A 406-nucleotide genomic window follows, 5' to 3' on the forward strand; every position below is an offset into this window, starting at 1 on the left:
TGACAATCAAGGTGTCGCCAACTTCAGTGCCAGTCGCTAGCGTCACGGTCGCGGTCACAGTGCCATCAGTACCGATCTCATCGCTGTTGAACACGCCGTCAGTGCCCATGCCGCTGAACTCAACGATGGGTGCAGGTGCGGCAATATTGTCCACAGGCTGGTTGTCGGTAGCAGTCGCAGAGGGGTTACCGGCGATATCAATCACTTGCGCGGTCACATCAACATCGGTCGCGCCAGCAGTCACAGGGACTTCAACGTCAAAGCCGTTGTCGAGCATGTCTTGAGTGACAGGGCCGTTAAATAGGGTGTTGCCATTGCCGTCAGTGACAATCAAGGTGTCGCCAACTTGGGTGCCAGTCGCTAGCGTCACGGTGGCGGTCACAGTACCGTCGCTGCCGATCTCATC

1 protein-coding gene is annotated in these 406 nt (G+C 57.1%); it reads right to left on the bottom strand.

The features are described from left to right. Window positions 1-406: hypothetical protein (locus H5125_RS21835; protein ID WP_220487404.1), on the bottom strand; the 406-nt coding region annotated here is incomplete at both ends.

The sequence above is a fragment of the Shewanella sp. SR44-4 genome, assembly GCF_014163715.1.
In the GTDB taxonomy this organism is placed as follows: Bacteria; Pseudomonadota; Gammaproteobacteria; order Enterobacterales; family Shewanellaceae; genus Shewanella.